The sequence below is a fragment of the Rhodoferax bucti genome, assembly GCF_005876985.1.
In the GTDB taxonomy this organism is placed as follows: Bacteria; Pseudomonadota; Gammaproteobacteria; order Burkholderiales; family Burkholderiaceae_C; genus Allorhodoferax; species Allorhodoferax bucti.
The window spans coordinates 134,148-151,013 of sequence record NZ_VAHD01000002.1 but is presented as its reverse complement, the minus strand read 5'-3'; the positions used below and the strand labels follow the sequence as shown (position 1 = coordinate 151,013).

General features: G+C 62.7%; 18 protein-coding genes and 1 tRNA gene. 12 read left to right on the top strand and 7 right to left on the bottom strand.

Features of this window, described 5'->3' with window-relative positions; all coding sequences use genetic code 11:
* Positions 1-11: 11 nt before the first annotated feature.
* From FDM28_RS07175 to FDM28_RS07155, 5 genes are all read left to right on the top strand, one after another.
* Positions 12-88 (top strand) — tRNA-Gln (locus FDM28_RS07175).
* Between the two features lie 79 nt (positions 89-167).
* Positions 168-1,130, top strand: coding sequence for a ribose-phosphate pyrophosphokinase (locus FDM28_RS07170; protein WP_087494859.1), 963 nt, complete (start codon positions 168-170; stop codon positions 1,128-1,130).
* Positions 1,131-1,229: 99 nt separating this feature from the next.
* Positions 1,230-1,853 (top strand): 50S ribosomal protein L25/general stress protein Ctc, encoded by a 624-nt coding sequence (locus FDM28_RS07165; RefSeq protein WP_138514489.1) that lies wholly within the window; start codon positions 1,230-1,232, stop codon positions 1,851-1,853.
* A 99-nt stretch (positions 1,854-1,952) separates the two neighbouring features.
* Positions 1,953-2,630 carry an aminoacyl-tRNA hydrolase gene (pth, locus tag FDM28_RS07160; protein WP_138514488.1) on the top strand — a complete coding sequence of 226 codons (678 nt, stop codon included), beginning with the start codon at positions 1,953-1,955 and terminating at the stop codon, positions 2,628-2,630.
* 29 nt (positions 2,631-2,659) lie between these two features.
* Complete coding sequence (locus tag FDM28_RS07155) at positions 2,660-3,073, top strand: hypothetical protein (RefSeq protein ID WP_138514487.1); 414 nt, start codon at positions 2,660-2,662, stop codon at positions 3,071-3,073.
* A gap of 42 nt (positions 3,074-3,115) precedes the next feature.
* On the opposite strand, the gene FDM28_RS07150 is transcribed toward FDM28_RS07155, so the two are convergent.
* Genes FDM28_RS07150 through FDM28_RS07130 form a run of 5 tightly spaced genes read right to left on the bottom strand, consistent with a single transcriptional unit; the run spans position 3,116 to position 7,392 of the window.
* Entirely contained in the window at positions 3,116-3,379 is a 264-nt protein-coding gene (locus FDM28_RS07150) for a YfhL family 4Fe-4S dicluster ferredoxin (protein WP_138514486.1), read from the bottom strand.
* A 2-nt stretch (positions 3,380-3,381) separates the two neighbouring features.
* A complete protein-coding gene (gene coaD, locus FDM28_RS07145; protein ID WP_138514485.1) occupies positions 3,382-3,867 on the bottom strand; it encodes a pantetheine-phosphate adenylyltransferase in 486 nt (161 codons plus the stop codon).
* An 8-nt stretch (positions 3,868-3,875) separates the two neighbouring features.
* Positions 3,876-4,505 carry a 16S rRNA (guanine(966)-N(2))-methyltransferase RsmD gene (rsmD, locus tag FDM28_RS07140; protein ID WP_138514484.1) on the bottom strand — a complete coding sequence of 210 codons (630 nt, stop codon included), beginning with the start codon at positions 4,503-4,505 and terminating at the stop codon, positions 3,876-3,878.
* 28 nt (positions 4,506-4,533) lie between these two features.
* Positions 4,534-5,886 (bottom strand): M16 family metallopeptidase, encoded by a 1,353-nt coding sequence (locus FDM28_RS07135; RefSeq protein ID WP_138514483.1) that lies wholly within the window; start codon positions 5,884-5,886, stop codon positions 4,534-4,536.
* A gap of 24 nt (positions 5,887-5,910) precedes the next feature.
* Positions 5,911-7,392 (bottom strand): M16 family metallopeptidase, encoded by a 1,482-nt coding sequence (locus FDM28_RS07130; protein ID WP_138514482.1) that lies wholly within the window; start codon positions 7,390-7,392, stop codon positions 5,911-5,913.
* Between the two features lie 28 nt (positions 7,393-7,420).
* Between FDM28_RS07130 and ftsY the strand changes: the two genes are divergently transcribed.
* Positions 7,421-8,701, top strand: a complete 1,281-nt coding sequence (gene ftsY, locus FDM28_RS07125) for a signal recognition particle-docking protein FtsY (protein ID WP_138514481.1) — start codon at positions 7,421-7,423, stop codon at positions 8,699-8,701.
* A gap of 96 nt (positions 8,702-8,797) precedes the next feature.
* Positions 8,798-9,997, top strand: a complete 1,200-nt coding sequence (locus FDM28_RS07120) for an ABC transporter substrate-binding protein (protein ID WP_138514480.1) — start codon at positions 8,798-8,800, stop codon at positions 9,995-9,997.
* Here FDM28_RS07120 and FDM28_RS07115 read toward each other — a convergent pair.
* Both FDM28_RS07115 and FDM28_RS07110 read right to left on the bottom strand, forming a co-directional pair.
* A complete protein-coding gene (locus tag FDM28_RS07115; RefSeq protein WP_138514479.1) occupies positions 9,994-10,887 on the bottom strand; it encodes an EamA family transporter in 894 nt (297 codons plus the stop codon). The two genes, FDM28_RS07120 and FDM28_RS07115, sit on opposite strands and share 4 nt — an antisense overlap.
* A 53-nt stretch (positions 10,888-10,940) precedes the next feature.
* Positions 10,941-12,569 (bottom strand): oleate hydratase, encoded by a 1,629-nt coding sequence (locus FDM28_RS07110; protein ID WP_138514478.1) that lies wholly within the window; start codon positions 12,567-12,569, stop codon positions 10,941-10,943.
* 199 nt (positions 12,570-12,768) lie between these two features.
* Here FDM28_RS07110 and FDM28_RS07105 point away from each other — a divergent pair, with 199 nt between their 5' ends.
* The 5 genes from FDM28_RS07105 (at position 12,769) to FDM28_RS07085 (ending at position 16,861) form a co-directional block, all read left to right on the top strand.
* Positions 12,769-13,440, top strand: coding sequence for an alpha/beta hydrolase (locus FDM28_RS07105; RefSeq protein WP_138514477.1), 672 nt, complete (start codon positions 12,769-12,771; stop codon positions 13,438-13,440).
* Complete coding sequence (locus tag FDM28_RS07100; RefSeq protein ID WP_206021929.1) at positions 13,437-14,702, top strand: Hsp70 family protein; 1,266 nt, start codon at positions 13,437-13,439, stop codon at positions 14,700-14,702. The genes FDM28_RS07105 and FDM28_RS07100 overlap by 4 nt, the downstream gene beginning before the upstream one ends.
* 316 nt (positions 14,703-15,018) lie before the next feature.
* Positions 15,019-15,336: a cupredoxin domain-containing protein gene (locus FDM28_RS07095; RefSeq protein WP_138514476.1), complete on the top strand. Its 318-nt coding sequence runs from the start codon at positions 15,019-15,021 to the stop codon at positions 15,334-15,336.
* On the top strand, positions 15,333-15,785 hold the full coding sequence (locus tag FDM28_RS07090) for a c-type cytochrome (protein WP_138514475.1): 453 nt from the start codon (positions 15,333-15,335) through the stop codon (positions 15,783-15,785). Before FDM28_RS07095 ends, FDM28_RS07090 begins: the two co-directional genes overlap by 4 nt.
* A 41-nt stretch (positions 15,786-15,826) precedes the next feature.
* Entirely contained in the window at positions 15,827-16,861 is a 1,035-nt protein-coding gene (locus FDM28_RS07085; RefSeq protein WP_138514474.1) for a cytochrome-c peroxidase, read from the top strand.
* Positions 16,862-16,866: the final 5 nt, after the last annotated feature.

The following is a 16,866-nucleotide window of genomic DNA, read 5'->3' as shown; positions in this document are numbered from 1 at the left end:
TCAACCCGTGTAGGGGAGTCGCCAAGTTGGTTAAGGCACTGGATTTTGATTCCAGCATGCGAAGGTTCGAATCCTTCTTCCCCTGCCAAATTGCTGTTCGGGCCGGTCCCGATACAGCATGCGATCTGTGACGAAATAAACCCAATCTCTTCGCTGGACCACCCCACATGCAGGCATTCACCCCCCCTGATTTCATGGTTTTCACTGGCAATGCCAACCCCGGCATGGCTGAAGACATTGCCAAGCACCTTGGCATTTCTCTGGGCGCCGCCAGTGTCGGTCGCTTCTCGGATGGTGAAGTCACCGTCGAGATCAACCAGAACGTGCGTGCCCGTGATGTGTTTGTGGTGCAGAGCACTTGCGCGCCCACCAACGAAAACCTGATGGAACTGCTGATCATGGTGGACGCACTCAAGCGCGCCTCTGCCGAGCGTATCAGCGCTGTGATTCCTTACTTTGGTTATGCCCGCCAGGACCGTCGTCCCCGCTCTGCCCGCGTGCCCATCACTGCCAAAGTGGTGGCCAACATGCTGCAAGCCGTGGGCGTGGACCGCGTGCTGACCATGGATTTGCACGCGGACCAGATCCAGGGCTTCTTTGATATTCCGGTGGACAACATTTATGCGTCCCCCGTGCTGCTGGGCGATTTGCGCCAGAAGAATTACAGCGATTTGATCGTGGTGTCGCCTGACGTCGGCGGCGTGGTGCGAGCCCGTGCGCTGGCCAAGCAGTTGAACTGCGACATGGCCATCATCGACAAGCGCCGCCCCAAGGCCAACGTATCCGAAGTGATGCACGTGATCGGCGAAATCGAAGGCCGCAACTGCGTGATCATGGACGACATGATCGACACCGCAGGCACTTTGGTGAAGGCCGCTGAAGTATTGAAGGCCCGCGGCGCGAAGAAGGTGTATGCCTATTGCACACACCCCATCTTCTCCGGCCCGGCCATCGAGCGTATCGCCGGTGGCGATGCCCTCGACGAAGTCGTGGTGACCAACACCATTCCTTTGAGCGCTGCCGCCGCGCAGTGCAGCAAGATCCGCCAACTCTCCGTGGCTCCGCTGATCGCCGACACGATCCAGCGTATCGCCAAGGGAGATTCGGTCATGAGTTTGTTCACCGAGTAATCACTCGGAACAAAAAGCAGACGCTGCCGGCTTCCGCCTGTGGCGTCTTTTACTGTCGGAGTCACACTGGTCGCGGTGGACTCTTTTTTGGAGTTAGATATGAAATTTGTCGCTTTTGAGCGCGCTAAGCAGGGCACGGGTGCGAGCCGCCGTCTCCGCGTTACCGGTCGTACACCTGGCATCGTTTACGGTGGCACTGGCGAACCCCTCTTGATCGAGCTGGACCACAATGCTTTGTGGCACGCCCTCAAGAAAGAAGCTTTCCACTCCACCATCCTGGACATGGAATTCAACGGCAAGGAAAGCAAGGTTTTGTTGCGTGATGTGCAAGTGCACCCCTACAAGCAACTGATTTTGCACATCGATTTCCAACGCGTTGAAGCCAACACCAAGCTCAGCATGCGCGTGCCTTTGCACTTCAGCGGCCAGGAAAACTCTCCTGCCGTGAAGACTGACGCTTGCTTGATCAACCACGTCATCACTGAACTGGAAGTGGCTTGCTTGCCAGCCGACCTGCCTGAGTTCATCGCTGTGGACCTGAGCGGTCTGGAAAAGGGCAAGTCCCTGCACGTGAACGACCTGGCTCTGCCTAAGGGTACCGTTGCTGTGACCCACGGCAAGCCTAACCCCGTGGTCGTGTCCGTCGTGGCTCCTGTGGAAGAAGTGGCTGCTCCTGTTGCCGCTCCTGCTGCTGATGCCAAAGGCAAAAAAGGCAAGAAGTAATTAACGCCCTGCGTTGATTTCCTTGAAACGGCCCACTTCGGTGGGCCGTTTTGCTTTGGAGCCCCGGGCTCCGATGTTTTGTAAGCCATAATTTTTCGCATGATCAAACTGTTTGTCGGCCTGGGCAACCCGGGCCCCGAGTACGACGGCACCCGCCACAACGCCGGGTTTTGGTGGATTGACGCGCTGGCCCGCGAGCTCAAAGTCCACCTGAGCATGGACCGCGGTTACCACGGCCTGGTCGCCCGCACCACCATCCGAGGCGAGAACGTCTGGTTGCTGGAGCCGCAAACCTTTATGAACCTTTCGGGCAAATCAGTGGACGCGCTGGCCCGCTTCTTCAAGATCAAGCCCGAAGAAATTCTGGTGGCGCACGACGAGCTCGATGTGGTGCCCGGCGAAGCCAAGCTCAAGTTCGGTGGTAGCCACGCCGGCCACAACGGCCTGCGTGACATCCATGCCCAGCTCGGCACTGGCGACTACTGGCGACTGCGCCTCGGCGTGGGGCATCCGGGCGTGAAGTCAGAAGTCGTGCACTGGGTATTGAAAAAGCCTTCGCTGGACCACCGCATTGCCATCGACCAGAGCATTGACCGCTCGCTCAAGGCCCTGCCCCATTTGCTGGCCAGCGAGATGGACAAAGCCACCATGCTGATCCACACCAGCAAGCCGCCGCGCCCCAAGCCACCCCGTGCGCCTGCGCCCTCGCCGGCGCCAGAGGGTACCGCTGCGCAAACAGCGCCACCCCCCACCGTGCCGGACACTCCCTTGGTTTAACACCTGACGCTCTGCCCCGGAGATTTGCCATGCTCGCCAAACCTTTTCTCGCTACACTTTTCATAGCTACTTGCGCACTATCCACGGGCGCTAGCGCACAAAAAGTCTATCGATGTGGCAGCACCTACAGCCAAACGCCGTGTGGCGGGGATAAAACGCTGGATATCGCATCCCCCAACGCCCAGTCCGCCGCCGCACGCAAACAAGCGGTGGACAAGGAAAACAAACGGCAGATGGCCGCCGCCAAGGCCATGGAAAAAGAGCGGCTGGCGAATGAAGCCGCAGCCCAAAAGCGGCATGAGGCGGACCTGAAAGCCATGGAACTGGAAAAAGCCAAAGTGGCCAAAGGGGGCAGTGACGAAGCGGGCAGTGCTCCCGCTCCACTGAAAAACAAAAAACCACCCGAATTCTTTACCGCCAAGCCGCCCGTCAGCACGCCTTGAGCAGGTGATCGGGCCCGGTCAGGGCCGGTAGACGGGGCCTCGTCAGGCGGGTTTGCCTGCCGCAACCTGCAAACGCAGGTACTTTTGCATCAGCGTTTCTTTACTTTCCACGAACTCGGGGTTCACCGGAATACAAGACACCGGGCACACTTGCACGCACTGCGGCTCGTCAAAATGGCCCACGCACTCGGTGCACTTGTGCGGGTCAATCTCATAAATCTGCTCGCCGAGGTAAATCGCCTCATTCGGGCATTCAGGCTCGCACACATCGCAGTTGATGCACTCGTCGGTAATCAGCAGTGCCATGTTCAGGCCACCTTCGCCAGCAAGCGAGTATGGACGACGGGTGCCACGAACTGCGCCACTTCGCCCTTCAAACTGGCGATCTCGCGCACCAGGGTGCTGGAGATGAACTGGAAGCGCGAGTCCGGAGTGAGAAACACGGTGTCCACATCGGGCGCCAGCGCCTTGTTCATGCCGGCCAGCTGGGCTTCGTAGTCAAAGTCGGTGACCGAGCGCACGCCACGCACCATGGCACGCGCACCATGGGCCACCGCAAAGTCGCGCACCAAACCGGTAAAACTCTCGACCCGCACGTTGTCCAAGGGCTGGAACACTTCGCGCACCATCTCCAGCCGCTCTTCAAGGCTGAACATGGTTTTCTTGTGGTGCGCCACGGCCACGGCCACGATCACCGTGCCGAACATGCGGGATGCGCGGCGGATCAGGTCCTGGTGCCCCAGGGTAATGGGGTCAAAGGTTCCCGGAAAGACGGCGATAACAGGTTGTGGCATGGCCGGAATTATGCCGCCGTGTGCTTGAGCAGGTGCGCATGCACCGCGCCGGCCTTGAGGTGCCTGTGGACACTGAGGCCCACAGCGCTCAGGGTTTCATCGGTGTAGGCCGTGGGCGACTCCAGGTACACCCAGCCTTCGGGCGCCAGCGCACGTGCACACGCGCCCAGCGCAGGTTCAAACAGCGGCGCGTCAAACGGCGGGTCGATAAAGATCACATCCAAGCTGCCGGATGCCGCCTGGCGGATGGCGGCCACACCGTCACCGCGCTGCACATGCACGGCGGTGGCTTCGAGCTGGACCTGGGTTTTCTTGAGCTGCTCGATCAAAGTGCCGTCCTGCTCAATGATGAGCACGTCTTTGGCGCCACGGGAGGCGGCTTCAAAGCCCAAGGCACCGGTGCCGGCAAAGGCGTCGAGGCAGCGCAAGCCGCTCATGTCCTGGCCCAGCCAGTTGAACACGGTCTCGCGCACCCGGTCCGGCGTGGGGCGCAGGCCGGGCTTGTCGGCCACTTTGAGTTTGGTGCGTTTCCAGAGCCCGCCGATGATGCGGATTTCGTGGCTCTGACCGGCACGGGGCCGCGCGGGGCGCTTGGGCGCAGCTGCAGCGCTGCGAGGGGAAGTGGCTTTGGCGTTCATGCGGGGAGCTTAACTGAATGGGTTGCGATCAGCGGGCGGGCTCCGGCGCGCCCAGCACCACGGTGGCCATGCGCGCCGGCTGCAGGGTACGGGCCATGGTGGTGCGTACGTCGGCCACGGTCAGGCGCTCCACCTGCTGCGTCCACGTGTCCAGGTAGTCCAGCGGCAGGCCGTTCCAGGCGATGTTGGCCACGTTGTCGAGCAGCTTTTTATTGCTGTCGATGCGCAGCGCAAAGCCGCCGATCAGGTTGTCTTTGGCAGCTTGTAGCTCTTTTTCGGTCGGGCCTTCTTCCACAAACTGGGTCACCACCTCGCGCACCAAGGTCAGTGCTTGCTCTGCTTGGTCGGGCCGCGTTTGCAGTCCGATGGTGAAGGCGCCTGCATGCAGGCCGGGCGCAAAGTAGCTGTACACGCTGTAGGTGAGGCCGCGCTTCTCACGCACCTCTTCCGTCAGGCGGGCGGTAAAGCCGCCACCGCCCAGAATGTGGTTGCCCACCGTGAGCGCAAAGAAGTCCGGATCGTTCCGCTTGAACCCCGGCTGCCCCACCAGCACATGCGCCTGGGCAGATGCAAACGGAATGCGTACCTCGCTCGCTGCCGCTAGCGCTGCCACCTCGGGCACCGCCGGCTGGGTGGTGCAGCCGCCTTGCGGCACGCGGGCCAGCAGCTTGGCCACCAAAGCATCCGCCTGCACCCGGTTGAGCGCACCCACGATGCTGACCTGTGCCGCACAGGCACGCAGCACCTTGGCGTGCAGGGCGCGCAGGTCTTCCACGTTGGTCCGCAGCAGGCTGGCCTCGGTCGTCTCGCGGCCATAGGGGTGATTGCCGTAAACGGCTTGGCTGAACGCACGCCCGGCCAGCGTGGCGGGGCGAGTGTTGGCTTCCTTGAGGCTGGCAATCATCTTGGGACGGTCGCGCAGCCAAGGTGCTTCGGGGAACGATGGCTCGCCCAACTGGCGGGCGGCCAGCGCCACCGCTTTGTCCAGCAGGTCAGGATAGGTCAGGGAGCGCAGGCCAAAGCTCATGCGGTCGGCACTGGCGCTACCGCCGAAGGACGCGCCCAGGTCCGCCCAGGCTTCGCTGAGCTGGTGCTCATCCAGCGCGGGGCCAGCAGCGCTGGCGCGCACGCCGTTGGCGGTGCTGGCAGCCATCAGGTTGGCCAGGCCGGGCTTGTCGATAGGGTCGCGGCGGGCGCCGGCATCGAGGTCGATCTGCACATCGACCATCGGGATGGCGGGGCTCTCGACGAGGTACACGCGCACGCCGCTAGGCTGCGTCCAGTGCTGGATGGGTATGCCCGCCCACACCGAATGCATGCCAAACAAGGCGCTAGCGCACGCCAATAGTGCGCGAGCAGCTATGAATTTAGGAGTAATCATGGGGTCAATGGCTACAGGCGCTGTTCAATGGCGAAGGCCCAGCGCAGGAATGCGGGGCTTGCGGGTACTGTCCACGGGCTGGGGCAGCAGGGTAGCGACGGTGAGGGCGTCATCCCCAAAGTACTTGGTGGCCACCGCCTGCACCTGCGCCGCAGTCACTTTGCGTAAGCGCTCCAGCAGCAGTTGGTCAGCGCCCAAGGGAAAGCCATTGATCCAGCTCACCCCCAGCAGGCGGGCCTGGTTGAACACGCTGTCTTGCTTGTAGACCTCGCCCGCCACCCAGCGGTTTTTGACGCGGGTGAGCTCGGCCTCGGTGACGCCGTCTTTGGCGACCAATGCCACCTGGGCGCGCAATGCGGCCTCCACCTCGGCGGCCGTTTTGCCCACAGCCGGCACGCCGTAGAGCGAGAACAGTTGCGGGCCCCGGGCCGTCAGCCCGTAGTACGCGCCTGCGTCATCGGCCACTGGCTTTTCCGACAAGGTCAGCGCGCGCGGCAGCCGGGCACCGTCGTAGCCCGACAGCACAGCCGAGAGTACGGTCAGCGCCAATGCGTCGTCACTGGTCGCGTCAGTGGGGGCCGTCGCCGTCGCTGGCAAACCGGCGGGTTGGAGACCCGGCACCTTGAAGGCCAGGGCCACATAGGCCTGTTCCGCAGGCGCTTTGAAGTCCAGACGGCGCAGCCCGGTTTGTTCAGGCTCAGTGCGCGGCTTGCGCTCGGGCACGGCGTGCACCGGCAGGCTGCCGTAGTACTTTTCGGCCAAGGCACGCACCGCGCCCACCTCCACATCCCCCGCCACGATCACGGCGGCATTGGTGGGCGTGTACCAGCGGCGGTAGAAGGCGCGGGCGTCGTCGGCGGTCATGCTCTCCAGGTCGCTCATCCAGCCCACGATGGGGCGGCGGTAGGGAGCGGCCTGGTAGATCACCGCGTCCATGGCCTCGTGCAGGCGGGCGTGGGGCTTGTCTTCAGTGCGCAGGCGGCGTTCTTCTTTCACCACCTCCAGCTCTTTGGCAAACACCTCGTCCGTCCAGGTGTTGTTGGCAAAGCGGTCAGATTCCAAGCGCATCACGTCTTCGAGCTTGGCCGAGGGAATCTGCTGAAAGTAGCCGGTGTAATCCTTGCTGGTGAAGGCGTTTTCACGACCGCCCAGCGCGGCCACTTTGCGCGAGAAATCGCCGGCCTTCACCGTAGGCGTGCCTTTGAACATCATGTGCTCCAGCACGTGGGCCACGCCGCTGGTGCCGTCCACCTCGTCCATGGAGCCTACGCGCACCCACACCATGTGCACGGCAGTGGGGGCGCGGCGGTCGGGTTTGACGATGAGCGTCATGCCGTTCTTCAGCGTGAATTGCTGGGCCTGCGCTGCAGCGAGCCCGGCTTGCACCGCCTGCGCGTGGCCGGACAAGGGTGTTGCCAGTGAAATCAAGGAAGACAGCGCGGCCAGCGCCAAGGCAGACGCCGGCGCAGCCCAGCGGGCGCCCGACAGGTGAAATGGGTGTTTCATAGAATGCTGTGATTCTAGAAACACCCTCATGTTCAGTTTTTTCAAAAAGAAATTCCTTTCCTCGTCCACTCCGGCCGCAGAACCGGTAGCGCCTGCGCCGGCGCCGGAAGCTGCAGCGCCTGCGCCCGCACCGCAAGTGCCCGCTGCGCCGGCTGGCGGGGCTGTACCCCCAGCACCTGCCGCCAGCACCACGACTACGGAGGTGCACGCCGAGCCCAGCGCGCCATCTGCGCCGCCGGCAGTGGCAGCAACACCGACGGCTCAAGCTCCTGTCGCGGCGCCCACCACCCCGGTAGCTTCTGCAGCAGCGCCTGAGGCACCCGCCAGCGCCGCCTGGGGCTCGGGCTCGCTGATCGGCAGTGCGCTGGTCGCGCCTATCGAGATTCCGGTCGCCCCCGCCGCCCCACCCGAGCGCCAAAAGTGGCTGGACAAACTCAAGGCGGGTTTGGGCAAAACCGCAGCCAGCATCTCCGGCGTCTTCGGCGGCAGCCAGATTGACGAAGCACTGTACGAAGACCTGGAAGGCGCGCTGCTCATGGCCGACGCCGGCGTGGCTGCTACCCAGTTGCTGACGGACGCCCTGCGGAAAAAGGTGAAAGCCACCGGCGTGACCCACCCTACGGCCCTCAAAAACATCCTGATCGCCGAGCTGACCGAGCTGCTGCAGCCCCTGCAAAAGCCGCTGGTGATCGGCGAGCACACGCCCACCGTCATCATGGTGGCGGGGGTGAACGGTGCGGGCAAAACCACCAGCATCGGCAAGCTGACCAAACACTTGGCCGACAGCAACGCCAGCGTGTTACTGGCTGCGGCAGACACCTTCCGCGCCGCTGCGCGCGAGCAGCTCACCGTCTGGGCTGACCGCAACACCGTAGAAATCGTGAGCCAGGAAGGCGGCGACCCGGCTGCCGTGAGCTACGACTCGGTGACCGCCGGCAAGGCGCGCGGCAAGGACGTGGTGCTCATCGACACCGCAGGCCGCCTGCCCACCCAGCTGCACCTGATGGAAGAGTTGAAAAAGATCAAGCGCGTCATCGGCAAAGCCGATGGCACCGCACCGCATGAGGTGCTGCTGGTGATCGACGGCAACACCGGCCAGAACGCAGTGGCCCAGGTCAAGGCCTTTGACGATGCCTTGGGCCTCACCGGCCTGATCGTCACCAAGCTGGACGGCACTGCCAAGGGCGGCGTGCTGGCGGCGATTGCCCGCGAGCGGCCCATTCCGGTGTACTTCATCGGTGTGGGCGAAAAGCTCGACGAGCTGGAGACCTTCAACGCGCGGGAATTTGCGCAGGCCTTGCTGGCGTAACGACCTAGAGGCCTGCGGGCCTCAACCCCGCGAACTGCGGGGTGTAAGAAACGGGCTTATGGTCCGACCCATTATTTTCAACAGACGACCGGAACCATGCGCCTTTCTATTCAACGCCGCCAATTGCTAACCGCCGCTGCCACCGCAGTAGCCCTGCCCGCTTTTGCCCAATCCACCCCCGCCTGGTCGGCCATCGAGGCCAAGGCCAAAGGGCAGACGGTGTACTTCAACGCCTGGGGCGGCTCGGAGACCATCAACGCCTACATCCAGTGGGCGGCGGGTGAAGCGCAAAAGCGCTTTGGCGTGACGGTGCAGCACGTCAAGATCGCCGATGCGCCGGACATGATCAAGCGGGTACGCAACGAAAAAGCTGCAGGAAAAACCAACGGCAGCGTAGATCTGGTATGGATCAACGGCGAAAACTTTTTGACCATGAAGCGCGAGGGCCTGCTCTTCGGGCCGTTTGCCGAAAGCCTGCCGTCCTATGCCAAGGTGGACGTGCAGGGCAAGCCCACCACGCGCCTGGACTTTGCCGAGCCGACCGACGGCCTAGAAGCCCCCTGGGGCATGGCACAACTGACCTTTATGGTGGACAGCAAGCGCACGCCCAAGCCGCCGCAGAATCTGGCCGAGCTGCAAGCCTTTGCCAAAGCCAACCCCGGCCGCGTGACCTACCCGCGCCCGCCCAACTTCCACGGCACCACCTTCCTGAAGCAAGTGCTGATGGATGTGAACGCCCACCGCGACGCGCTCTACAAACCCGTCACGCCTGACGCATTTGCCAAAGCCACTGCGCCCTTGTGGGCCACGCTGGACCAGCTGCACCCGCACCTGTGGCGCGGCGGCAAGCAGTTCCCCAACAACGCAGAAGCCATCCGCCAGATGCTGGCCGATGGCGAAGTGGCACTGGCTCTGACCTTCAACCCGAATGAAGCAGCCAACGAAATCGCCGCTGGCCGCCTAGCCACCAGCGTGACCAGCTATCAATTCAGTAGCGGCACCATCGGCAACACGCACTTTGTGGCCATTCCGGTGAACGCCACCGCCAAAGAAGGTGCGCAGGTATTTACCAACTTTTTGCTCAGCGCCGAGGCCCAAGCCCGCAAGGCCGACATTGCCGTGTGGGGCGACCCGACGGTGCTGGCGCTGGACAAGCTCAGCGCCACCGAGCGCGCGGCCTTTGCGGCCAAGCCCCTGCCCGGACAGGTGGAGAAGCCTGCCCCTGCCATCCCTGAGCCGCACGGCAGCTGGGTGGATGCGCTGGAAAAAGAGTGGACCAAGCGCTATAGCGCCTAGGCCCCGCCGGTCACCGCCGCAGACACTGGCAACGGGGGCTCGCGCCGCGCCGTGAATGCGCTGCCCGCAGCCGCCGCCATGATGAGCACAATCGCACCCCACTGCGCGGGGGTGAGCTGCTCGTTCAGCATCACCAGCCCCAGCAAGGCCGCCACGGCAGGCTCCATGCTGGTCATGATGCCGAACGCCTCTTGCGGCAGGCGCTTGAGGGCCACCATCTCCAGCGAGATGGGAATGGCGCTGGAAATCGCCGCCACCACCAAACCGATGAGCAACGTACGCGGCTCCAGCAGCGCGGCCCCTGCGTGCCAGATGCCAAAGGGCACCACCGTCATGGCCGCCACCGTGAGCCCCAACGCCACCGAGTGCCCGGCATGCAAGTGCCCCACCCGCTTGCCGAACACGATGTACGCGCCCCAAAACGCCGCTGCAGCCAGCGCGTAGAGCACCCCCACCACATCCAGCGCCTGCCCTGTGTCGCCAAACGGCAGCAGCAAGGCCAGCCCGGCAATGGCCAGCACTAGCCACACAAAGTCCACCGGCTTGCGCGAGGAATACAGCGCCACGGCCAGGGGCCCAGAAAACTCGATCGCCACCGCAATACCAAACGGAATGGTGCGCAGCGACATGTAAAACAACAAGTTCATCAGCCCCAGCGCCACGCCGTAGCGCAGCAGGGACATGCGGTCCACCGGCGCCAACGCCCAACGCCAGGGCCGCCAGATCAGCAAGAGCAACAGGGCCGAAAACCCCACGCGCAAGGCGGTGGTGCCCAAAGACCCGACCAGCGGAAACAGCTGTTTGGCGATCGACGTGCCCAGCCCCAAGGCCGTGACAGAACCCAAAACTGCCAGCAGGGGCAGCACATGATGAAAACGGTGTGAAGACATGCCCCGACGATAACCGCAGCCCACCATGCAGCCGGCCGCGGTCCGGCGCAGGGTTAATGGAAGGCGGTTTCGAGCGCCTTGATGCCCACTGCCGGGTCTGTCATGCCGTGGTAGATCGCAGGAATCTCTCGCTCCACACCGAAAAACGCATACACCGCCAGCATGGCGCAGCGCACCGAATACTCCACGGTGAACACCACGTCTTCCGGTATCTCCACAAACTGCCCCATGAACGCAAAGTTCTGCGCTCCCCGGGGAATGTTCAAGGGCCGGTCCGACGCAGTGCGGCAGGCAAACAAGGCCGATGCGTAGGGCAGCATGGCAGTCGTCACCTCCGTCGTTGCCAGCACGTGCTCCAGGATGTCGTCAAAGCCCAATTGCTTGATCACCTCCGTCAACACCTCGCGCCCGGTGGCAGCACTCATGGGCTTGCGCACGTAGTCCCCGGTGCCGTCCACCTCGAAACCATATCCCCACAGCGTGAAGTGGCCGGGCGGCAGGTCTGCAAAGTGCGGCTGGTAAGGCACCACCAAGCTCAGGTGCCAACCCGACTCAAAGAAAGTCATAAGTGCCCCGGTACCCGGAGCGTTGCCCGAATACGCCTCGATGCGTTTGAGCAAGGTGTCGTCGCGCATGGTGAAGGTAAACGACTCCCACTTGTGCTCATCCACATTGCCGCAAAAGGCCACCGGACGGCCGAAGTCGGGCGCTTTGCGGGCGATGTTCTCCCACAGGCTCCAGCCGTGGTCGCGGCGGTCGCGTACCAGCTCAGGCACGGTGTCATTGCCACCAAAGCGGGCATCCGAGGTGATGGAGCCCAGGGTGATAAAGGCCAAATCTTGCTCACGCATGGCCAGCGCTTGCGTACCTTGCGGCGTTTGCAGGTGCAGCACGCTGGCGCGGCGCTCGCCATTGGGCAGGGTGGCAAAGTCCACATCCGTCACACGGTGGCCAAAACGCACGTCCACCCCCTGCGCCACCAGCCAGCGCTGCAGCGGCACGATCATGGAGTCGTATTGGTTGTAAGGCGTGCGGCGCACACCCCCTAAGGTGTGCAAGCGACTGAACTCTTGCACAAATCGCAGCAGGTAGCGCTTGAGTTCGGCAGCGCTGTGCCATTGTTGGAACGCAAAGGTGGTGCGCCACATGCGCCAGAAGTTGCTTTGAAAGAAGTCGGGGCTGAAGTATTCGTCAATCCGCTTGCTGCCCACACGGTCTTCGCTGGTGGCCAGAAGGCGCATCATCTCCAAGCGGCTGTGCATGGACAAGCCGAGTTTGGAGGCATCTATCGTCTGGTGGTTTTTGTCGATCAAGCGGGCCTTGGCCTCGGTTTTGACACGCTCGTTGAAACGCCTGACGTCTTCGCGCACCGACACCGCAGGGTCCTCCAAGGAGGGAATGGTGTCGAACAAATCCCAGGTGCACAAATAGGTTTCGTCCGTCAGCATGCGGCCGCCCCGGGTCACCCATGCCTGGTGCGGGTTGTTAGGCGCATGCGCGCCATCCATGGAGCCGCCCGTGATGCCGGTTTCTTCCAGAATATGGATATTTTTGCCCGGCACCCCTGCATCGCGAATGGCAAAGGCTGCCACCGACATACCCGCAATCCCCCCGCCCACAATCCATAGCTCGGAATCTGCGGCAGAAAACCGCGGTGCGCTGGCCTGTTGACCGTGACTCATAGTCCTATCCTTCTCGTGTGTTTCGATAACGTCAAAACGCCATTTTTTCTTGGCCACACGCCAGACCACTTGATCTGCGTCAGGGTTGAAATACCGCAACGCCTCCAGTTGCCGCCTTCTTGCGTTAGCGCAAGCCGGATGCAGATCCTTGCAACTCAGGTATAAACCCGTCTCCCCAATTCACAACCACGCCTGCGCCATGACTGCCCTGCTCTCCTGCATCGAACTCGAATCCGCCCCCAACCCCACCGCCGCTGTCATCTGGATGCACGGGCTGGGCGCCAGCAGTGACGACTTTGCAGGCCTGGTACCCGAGCTGGACCTGGAAGGCTGCCAAGCCATCCGCTTTGTGTTTCCGCAGGCGCCCAGCATCCCGATCACCATCAACGGTGGCTACGTGATGCCCGGCTGGTACGACCTGTATGGCATGGACCTGGTGAGCCAGCAGGATGCGGCCGGCATCCAGCGGTCTGAGGCCGCGATTGCGGCGCTGGTAGAGCGCGAAGTGGCGCGTGGCATTCCTTATGAGCGCATCGTGCTGGCGGGTTTTAGCCAAGGCTGCGCCATGGCACTGCACACCGCGCTGCGCTTGCCCCACCAAATTGCGGGTGTGATGGCCTTGTCCGGCTATCTGCCGCTGGCCGACCGCTTTGCCGCCGAGCGCCACACGGCCAACGCCAACACCCCCATTTACATGGCCCACGGCACGCAAGACCCGGTGGTGATCTTGAAACGTGGCGAAGACTCGCGCGATGCGCTGGCCGCCTTGGGCCACCCCGTGCAGTGGCACACTTACCCCATGCCGCACAGCGTGCACCCGCGCGAAGTGGCGGACATTGCGGCTTTCTTGCGCCAGGTTTTGCCCGCGTGAGCGCCGGTGCTCGCCCCCTGGTGCTGGGTATTGACTTCGGCACCTCGAACTCCGCCTGCGCCCTGATTGATGCCAGCGGTGCCCTGCAAGTGATTCCGCTGGATGGTGCCAAGGCCGAAATGCCGACCGCGCTGTTTTTTGCCAGTGAAACGCATACCGTGCTCTATGGCGCAGAGGCTATGCAGGCCTACCTGAACGGCACCGAGGGCCGCTTGCTGCGCTCGCTCAAGAGCCTGCTAGGCAGCCGCCTGATGGACGAATACACCGCCGTGGGCGACAAGAGCATCCGCTTCTTTGACATCGTGGTGCTGTTCTTCAAAGAGCTCAAGCGCCGCTGCGAAGCCCATGTGGGCCAGCCGCTGACGCACGCCGTGCTGGGCCGCCCGGTGCACTTTGTGGACGACGATGCAGAGCGCGACCTGCTCGCACAAGAGACGCTGGGCCGCGCCGCGCTGGAAGCCGGCTTCACCCACATTGCTTACCAGATGGAGCCGATCGCCGCTGCGCTGGACTATGAGCAGCGTGTGGCCCACGAGACCACCGCGCTGGTGGTGGACATTGGCGGCGGTACCTCGGACTTCACCGTGATCCGCCTCAACCCTGCGCGCAGCGCGCAGAGCGACCGCACGGCAGACATCCTGGCCACCACCGGCGTGCACATTGGCGGCACCGACTTTGACCGCCTGTTGGACCTCGCCACCGTGATGCCCCACCTCGGCTACAAGCACGTGGGCACCGGCGGGCGCATTGTGCCCAGCAGCGTGTTTTTTGACCTGAGCACCTGGCACCTGATCCACCAGGCCTACACCCGCAAGTCCCTGCACTTTGCCAAGGAGCTGTGGACCGACTACACCGACCAGGCCCTGCACCGCCGCCTGATGGACGCGCTGGAAGAACAGCACGGCCACCGCATGCTGGCCAGCGTGGAAGCCGCCAAGATTGCCTGCTCCATCAGCGGCGAGAGCGCCACGGTGCAACTGGACTTTCTGGACCGCAACCTCAGCCCCACGGTCGATGCCCCGGGCATGGAAGCCACCCTGCACGCCTCGCTCGCGCAGGTCGTGCAATGCGCGCAAGACTGCGTGGCCGCCGCCGGCCTGCAGGGTGTGGACGCGGTGTACCTCACCGGCGGTTCGTCGGCCCTGCGCCCGCTGATCGAGGCGCTGCGCCACGCCATGCCCGAAGCCACGCTGGTAGAAGGCAACCGCTTTGGCGGCGTAGCCGCCGGGTTGGCCTGGGCAGGCTTGGTGCAGCCGTTTTAAATTGCTATATTTTTAGGAGCTACTGGCGCACATTCCACCTGCGCTAGCGGCCTCAAAGACATATATTTCCTGCGCAAGCCAAAATAGCCGCCGCTACGGCCGGAACCGCTTGCGCCCACCTCCCTTGCACCCTTGAAATTCGACTTGGCGGGGATTAGTGGGGCTATTTTTGAATTTATCTATCAATCAAACAATAACGATAAAAATGTTACTTTAACAAAAATACATTAAATTCATTCGAATTCAATTATGATCGTCAGCAATGCGAAATATTCGCGGCGTACGTTCAAAACCTTATCAACCAAGGGGATTCGCGATGAAAAATGTGTTTTCTGTTTGCTTGCTGGCTGCCGCCATGGCGGGTCAAGCGTTTGCAGCCGATGTGCTGATCGACCAAAAAGACAAGCAATTCAGCAAAAAAACGCTGAAAGTGAAAGTGGGCGATTCGGTGGAATTCCGCAATTCCGACCCGTTTGCCCACAATATCTTTTCCCTCTCGGACACCAAGGCGTTTGACCTCGGCTCCTACCCCCAGGGCCAATCCAAAAAAGTCACGTTCGACAAAGCCGGCAAGGTGGAAGTGGAATGCTCCATCCACCCCACCATGCAGATGGTGATTGAGGTCGAAAAATGAGCGCCGCACGCCTGTGGGCAGTCGCAGCACTCTGCCTCGGCATGAGCACCGGCGCCACTCTGGCGCAAGTCCAGGATTTGAAGCGGCTCAACACCGAGCAGGCCCTCAAAACCTGCACCGGCACCATCACCGATGAATGCGTGGTCCGGCACTTCAAGGACACGCTGGAGGCCTCCATCATCCGCGGCCATGTGGCGTTTCAAAACTACTGCGTGCTGTGCCACGGCGCCGAGGGCAAGGGCGACGGGCGTGCGGCCAAGCTGCACACCCCCCGCCCCTTCAACCTGACCCAGTCCATGGCACCGCGCGATTACATCGCCCAGGTCGTGCGCAAGGGGGGTGAGGCCATGGGGCGTGGCAAAGGCATGCCGCCGTGGGGCGACCAGCTCACCGACGAGCAGATCAACGACACGCTCAACTACCTCATGACCATCCGGGTGAACAAGTAGCCCTCTGCCCCCGCCTCTCGCTTGCAACAGGAAGACATTTCATGAAAAACATTCTCGCCACCCTGGCCATCGCGGCCCTGCCCCTGGGCGCACTGGCCGCTGCCGACGCGCCCCTGGTCTTCAAGCCCGGCCACGCCAGCCTGAAACAATTCCTGTTGCCTGCCCAAGTGCCCCACCCTGCGGACAACGCCCCCAACGCCGCCCGCGTGGCGCTGGGCCAGACGCTGTTTTTTGACCCCCGTCTCTCGGGCGACGGCAATATGTCCTGCGCCACCTGCCACAACCCCGGCCTGGGCTGGTCGGACGGCCAAGGCACAGCCCGTGGCGTCAAGAGTTCGGTGCTGGGGCGTGCGTCCCCCACCGTCATCAACACTGCCTACAACAGCATCCAGATGTGGGACGGCCGCAAGGCCAGCCTGGAAGACCAGGCCATGGGACCCATGCAGGCCAACGTCGAGATGAACATGGACATTGCCAAGCTCTTTCAGTGGCTCAATGGCAGCGAAGGCTACAAAAAGATGTTTGACAAGGCCTACCCCGGCCAAGGCATCAACGAAGGCACCGTGTCCAAGGCCATCGCCTCGTTTGAGCGCACGGCCATCAGCCGCAACTCGCCATTCGACAAGTGGGTCAAAGGCGACGCCAAGGCCATGACGGCCCAGCAAGTCAAGGGCTTTGAAGTGTTTACCGGCAAGGGCAACTGCATGGCCTGCCACAGCGGCGCCAACTTCACCGACAACGGTTTCCACAACCTGGGGCTGGAGTCCTGGGGCCTGGCAGAGCCCGACATGGGGCGCTACGCGATCAAACCCGTCAAGGCCATGAAGGGCGCCTTCAAAACGCCAACCCTGCGCGATGTGGCCCGCACCGCGCCTTACTTCCACGACGGCTCGGCCCAGACCCTGATGGACGTGGTGGAGCACTACGACACCGGCGGCACCGTGAAGACCAACCTGTCGCCCAACATGAAGCCGCTGAACCTCACACACGACGAAAAGCTGGCTTTGGTGGCCTTCATGGAAGCGCTGACCTCCCCCTACAAACCGGTCAAAGTGCCCGCCCTGCCGGTGAAGTAAGCTTG

Excerpts from the sequence above, each read along its gene's own strand:
- FDM28_RS07170 (WP_087494859.1), top strand. The coding sequence starts at position 168 with ATGCAGGCATTCACCCCCCCTGATTTCATGGTTTTCACTGGCAATGCC.
- FDM28_RS07165 (WP_138514489.1), top strand. The coding sequence starts at position 1,230 with ATGAAATTTGTCGCTTTTGAGCGCGCTAAGCAGGGCACGGGTGCGAGC.
- pth (WP_138514488.1), top strand. The coding sequence starts at position 1,953 with ATGATCAAACTGTTTGTCGGCCTGGGCAACCCGGGCCCCGAGTACGAC.
- FDM28_RS07155 (WP_138514487.1), top strand. The coding sequence starts at position 2,660 with ATGCTCGCCAAACCTTTTCTCGCTACACTTTTCATAGCTACTTGCGCA.
- FDM28_RS07150 (WP_138514486.1), bottom strand. The coding sequence starts at position 3,379 with ATGGCACTGCTGATTACCGACGAGTGCATCAACTGCGATGTGTGCGAG.
- coaD (WP_138514485.1), bottom strand. The coding sequence starts at position 3,867 with ATGCCACAACCTGTTATCGCCGTCTTTCCGGGAACCTTTGACCCCATT.
- rsmD (WP_138514484.1), bottom strand. The coding sequence starts at position 4,505 with ATGAACGCCAAAGCCACTTCCCCTCGCAGCGCTGCAGCTGCGCCCAAG.
- FDM28_RS07135 (WP_138514483.1), bottom strand. The coding sequence starts at position 5,886 with ATGATTACTCCTAAATTCATAGCTGCTCGCGCACTATTGGCGTGCGCT.
- FDM28_RS07130 (WP_138514482.1), bottom strand. The coding sequence starts at position 7,392 with ATGAAACACCCATTTCACCTGTCGGGCGCCCGCTGGGCTGCGCCGGCG.
- ftsY (WP_138514481.1), top strand. The coding sequence starts at position 7,421 with ATGTTCAGTTTTTTCAAAAAGAAATTCCTTTCCTCGTCCACTCCGGCC.
- FDM28_RS07120 (WP_138514480.1), top strand. The coding sequence starts at position 8,798 with ATGCGCCTTTCTATTCAACGCCGCCAATTGCTAACCGCCGCTGCCACC.
- FDM28_RS07115 (WP_138514479.1), bottom strand. The coding sequence starts at position 10,887 with ATGTCTTCACACCGTTTTCATCATGTGCTGCCCCTGCTGGCAGTTTTG.
- FDM28_RS07110 (WP_138514478.1), bottom strand. The coding sequence starts at position 12,569 with ATGAGTCACGGTCAACAGGCCAGCGCACCGCGGTTTTCTGCCGCAGAT.
- FDM28_RS07105 (WP_138514477.1), top strand. The coding sequence starts at position 12,769 with ATGACTGCCCTGCTCTCCTGCATCGAACTCGAATCCGCCCCCAACCCC.
- FDM28_RS07095 (WP_138514476.1), top strand. The coding sequence starts at position 15,019 with ATGAAAAATGTGTTTTCTGTTTGCTTGCTGGCTGCCGCCATGGCGGGT.
- FDM28_RS07090 (WP_138514475.1), top strand. The coding sequence starts at position 15,333 with ATGAGCGCCGCACGCCTGTGGGCAGTCGCAGCACTCTGCCTCGGCATG.
- FDM28_RS07085 (WP_138514474.1), top strand. The coding sequence starts at position 15,827 with ATGAAAAACATTCTCGCCACCCTGGCCATCGCGGCCCTGCCCCTGGGC.